5 protein-coding genes are annotated in these 4267 nt (G+C 74.4%); 1 reads left to right on the top strand and 4 read right to left on the bottom strand.

What is annotated here, in order from left to right; all coding sequences use genetic code 11:
* Positions 1-64 precede the first annotated feature (64 nt).
* Entirely contained in the window at positions 65-964 is a 900-nt protein-coding gene (locus H5J29_RS22835) for an LLM class flavin-dependent oxidoreductase (RefSeq protein WP_181783090.1), read from the top strand.
* Between the two features lie 21 nt (positions 965-985).
* Here the strand turns inward: H5J29_RS22835 and H5J29_RS22830 are convergent, their stop codons facing one another.
* From H5J29_RS22830 to H5J29_RS22815, 4 genes are all read right to left on the bottom strand, one after another.
* A complete protein-coding gene (locus H5J29_RS22830; RefSeq protein WP_181783089.1) occupies positions 986-1579 on the bottom strand; it encodes a dihydrofolate reductase family protein in 594 nt (197 codons plus the stop codon).
* Between the two features lie 184 nt (positions 1580-1763).
* On the bottom strand, positions 1764-2738 hold the full coding sequence (locus tag H5J29_RS22825; RefSeq protein ID WP_181783088.1) for a HAMP domain-containing sensor histidine kinase: 975 nt from the start codon (positions 2736-2738) through the stop codon (positions 1764-1766).
* A 107-nt stretch (positions 2739-2845) separates the two neighbouring features.
* Positions 2846-3712, bottom strand: a complete 867-nt coding sequence (locus H5J29_RS22820) for a pyridoxamine 5'-phosphate oxidase family protein (RefSeq protein ID WP_181783087.1) — start codon at positions 3710-3712, stop codon at positions 2846-2848.
* Positions 3709-4267: transcriptional regulator (locus H5J29_RS22815; RefSeq protein WP_181783086.1), on the bottom strand; the 559-nt coding region annotated here is incomplete at its 5' end. The genes H5J29_RS22815 and H5J29_RS22820, both read right to left, overlap by 4 nt.

Here is a 4267-nt window from a genome sequence, read left to right as displayed (position 1 = left end):
CCGGTCGGCCGCAGTCCGCGGCCCGCGGACCGGAACGCACCGACACCCGCTCTGGAGGACCGTCATGCCTGAGCCTCGTTTCGGAGTGTTCCTCAGCCCCGCCGCGCAAGGCCTGGAGGAGCTGGAGGAGCAGGTGCGCGCCGCGGAGGAGTCCGGGTTCGACTACGTCTCGGTCCAGGACCACCCCTACGTGCCCGACTTCCTGGACACCCTGACCCTCATCACGCACCTGGCCGCCCGCACGACCCGGATCCGGTTCATGACCAACGTCGCCAACCTCCCGCTGCGACCGGCGCCGATGCTGGCCAAGACCGCGGCGAGCATCGACGTGCTGTCCGGCGGGCGGTTCGACCTCGGGCTCGGTGGGGGCCGCGCCTGGAAGGAGATCGCCGGCCTCGGCGGTCCGCACTGGAGCCCGGGGGACACCGTCGAGGCGGTCGGGGACGCGATCGACACCCTGCGCACGATGTGGCGGCCCGGTCGGACCGCCACCGTGACCGGGGGCCGCTACCCGCTGCGCGACGTCGACACCGGCCCGGCGCCTGCGCACCCCATCGGGATCTGGCTCGGTGCGGGCGGGCCCCGCATGCTCGACCTGCTGGGCCACAAGGCCGACGGGTGGATCGCCCCGATGCGCTCGGACCACTCGAGCCGCGTCGCCGGGCAGGACCGCATCGACGCGGCCGCCCGTGCGGCCGGGCGGGAACCGCGGGACATCGAGCGCGTCATGCAGATCGTGGGGGTCCTCGACCCGAGCGCGGCACCGCTGCCCGGGACGGACGACGTCCCGGCGACCTTCGCCGTGCGGGCCACCGCGGAGGACTGGGCGCGTCTCGTCACCGATGCCGTGACCGCGCAGCGCTTCGATGCCGTCAACCTCATCCCGCAGGTCGGCGACCCGGAGCAGCTCCGCCGGTTCGCTGCCGAGGTCATCCCGCGGGTCCGGGAGGCGGCGGCATCGTGACCAGGACAGGAGGGCGTCGGGTCAGGGTCGGGTCCGGTGCAGCGTGGGCCGGTAGACGAGCTCCTGGATGTCGCCGTCGAGCGTCCGGTGGTCGAGCAGCTCGAGGTCGAAGTCGGCTGCTCCGCCCAGGACCGGGTTCGTCCCGGTCCGGCCGGTGACCACGGGGAAGATCGTCACCTGGAGGCGGTCGACCAGGCCCGCGGCCATCAGCGCCCGGTTCAGCGACAGGCTGCCGTGCGACCGCAGGGGGACCCCGGACTCCTCCTTGAGCCGGGCGACGACCTCGACGGCGTCGCCGCTGACGACGGTCGCGTCCGGCCAGTCGAGGGGCCCTGCCAGAGTGGACGACAGGACCGTGGTCGGCAGCTCGCGCATCCGGGCGACCCACGGGTCGCGGACCTCGGACTCCGCGGTGCTCCCGGCCAGCATCTGGACGAACTCGGCGAACGTGGTGGCGCCCAGGACGATCCGCTGTTCCGTCTCGAACGAGGCGAGGCGGTGGTCCAGCAGCTCGGGACCCTGCTTGCCCCAGTAGCCGCCCCAGTCGCCGTCGCCCCCGTAGGACCCGAAGCCGTCGAGGCTGGAGAAGACGTCGAACGTGTAGTCGGCAGTCATGTGCTCTCCCGCGGTCCGCCGCCCGGCCCGCTGCCGGTGCTGGTCGTGCCCGGATAGACCCGGTGGGTCGCCCGAACTCAGCGGTCCGATCCGGAGCGCGAGGTCGGTAGGGCCGCCGGTCGACCCCCGACCCCGAGGCGAGGTGACCAGCGCCGGGCGTGCTCGTCCGCGAGGAGGATCCGGGTCACGCGCGTCCTCCGCTCAGCGGCACCACCAGCGTGACCAGCGTGCCGCCGCCCGGTGGGCTCGAGACCGTCAGCTCGCCGTCGATGAGCAGGGCCCGTTCGCGCATCCCCCGGATGCCGGCGCCCTCGCGGTGGGGGCCGCCGCAGCCGTCGTCGCGCACGGTGAGGATCAGGGCCCGCGGCCCGCCGGTGAGGGTGAGGTCGACCTTCTGCGCGGCGGCGTGCTGGGCGATGTTCGTGAGACTCTCCTGGGTGATGCGGAAGAGCGCGAGCTCGGTCTGCGGGGTCAGCCCGGCGGGGACCGGGTTCCCGGCCCGGACCACGGGGATGCCGCTGACCTCGGTGAACTCGGCGGCGAGGGCCGTGAGCGCGCTGGCGAGGCCGAGGTCCTCCAGGACGTCCGGGCGGAGCCTGCGGGCGACCTGGCGGACGTCGTCGAGGCTGCCGCGCACGGTGTCCTGCACCTGCCGCAGGTCCCACTGCAGGGACGCGGGCGCCCGGCCGACGACCCGCTCGAGGCTCAGCAGGGCGGCGGTGAGGCTCTGCCCGATCTCGTCCTGCAGCTCGCGGGCGATCCGCCTGCGCTCGGCCTCCTGCCCGGCGAGCACCTCCGCGCTGCGCAGGCTGCGTTGCTCCTCCAGCCGGTCCAGCATCGCGTTGAACGTCGTGATCACCCTGGCCAGGTCGCCGTCCCCGTCCTCCGGCAGGCGGTCCCGGGACCGCAGCAGGTCCACCCGCTCCATGACGGCGGTGAGCTCGTCGAGCGGGGCGAGGCTGCGGCGCAGCAGCACGGTGGTGGCCACCAGGATCAGCACCAGCCCGACGACCAGCACCGGGACCTCGGCGAGCAGCACCGGGTAGGACACCGTGACCGGCGCCAGTGCGAGGGTCAGCGTGCCGAGGGTGAAGACCGTGCCGTTGATCAGCACGAGCCGGTAGAACAACGCCCGCACCGGACTGCCGCGCCTGCCCATCGGGACAGCCTGCTGGATCGCCCGCGCCTGCGTCCATGCGCACCACAGCCGGCCCGCCGACGCGATCGACCCTCGTGAGACCGGTGGCGCCGACCGGGGCACGGGCCCTACCCGGCGGTGGCGCGCAACGGCAGGTCGTCCGCCTCGACGATCAGCTCCGGCCGGAACGTCACGCGGCGGCCGGTACCGCCCTCGTCGTCGGTGGCTCCGGGCGCGGTCCACTCGACGGCGGCCCGTCCGCTCAGGTGCAGCGTGCCGCCCCGCTCGAAGTCCAGGACCAGCAGCGCGGCCGAGTCGTCCACGGCGAGGTTGCCGAGGGTGTTGAACATGTTGTTGCCCGGATAGTCCGGCCACCAGACCCGGTCGCCGTCGACGCGCACGAAGCCCGGTGCGCCGCCGCGGTGGGAGGCGTCGGCGCCGCCCGGGTGGAGGGTGCCGACGAAGAGGGTGGCCGTGCTCCGGAGGGCCGAGCGGTGGGCGTCGGTCAACGAGGTCGACGTGCGGGCGTGCACCTGACGCGGCGGGGCCCCGGCCGGGTCGAGGTGTCGCGGCCGGATGTACTGGGGGCAGTTGCCGTACGCCTGGTCGACCTCGACCGCCAACCCGGTGGGGCCCGCGGCGGTGAGTGTGCCGTTGACCCGGAGGCGCCGCCGCCTGGCGAAGTCGACGGTGACCAGGCCGACGGGCTGGCCTGCGGGCAGGCCGTGCAGCGGATCGGTGTCGGCGAAGCCCGCGTGGACCGCGAGGTGCCGTCCGGAGCCGTCGAGGAACCCGGGTGTCCCGACGAGCGGGGAGGTCCAGAGCCGCCCCTCGCCGTCGCGGGCGGTGAGGACGGCGAGGTCGCGCTGGGCGAGGAAACCGCCCATGCCGCCGTCGAGGCTGGGGTCGGTGAGCATCCCGGACAGCCGGGCGGCCTCACGGGCCACCCCCGCCCGTCGCTGGACGGCGAGCTCGCCCTCGTGGAACGTGGTCATCGGTGTGCTCCCGGTTCGGCGTGGATCCCGAAGGTGGTCGCGAGCCCGTCGCTGCCCGCGGTCGTGACGGCGACGGCCCTGCTGATCTCGGTCCGCCGCACCCAGCCCAGCTCGAGGAACCGGTCCAGCAGTGCCCGGCCGAGTGGGCCGCCGAGATGGTGGCGGTGCTCGCTCCAGTCGAGGCAGTGCTCCGCGGCGCGAGGGCGGGCCGGCACCCCGAAGTCGGTCAGGAACCGCTCGCCGGACTCGGTCAGCGCGTAGTCGACGTCGTCGGGGTCGTGGCCCGTGCGGCCGTCGAGATGACCTCGGTCCAGCAGCGACTCCATCAGCGCGACGCCGAGCCTGCCGGACAGGTGGCCGTAGCAGGTGCGGGCCTCGCGCAGGGCCTTCGCACGGTTCGCCTGGCGCAGCGAGGTGACCGTGGCGGTGGGGGCGAGCTGCTCCAGGGCCTCGACGAGGTTCCCGACCGCGGGGCCCGCGTACCGGTACCAGCGCTGCCTGCCGCGGGCCTCGACGGTCAGCAGACCGCCCGCGGTCAGCTTCGCCAGGTGCCCG

Source organism: Pseudonocardia pini (genome assembly GCF_013870575.1).
GTDB lineage: Bacteria > Actinomycetota > Actinomycetes > Mycobacteriales > Pseudonocardiaceae > Pseudonocardia > Pseudonocardia pini.
Note: the sequence above shows the minus strand (reverse complement) of the source record. Positions and strands in the feature narration are given on the sequence as shown.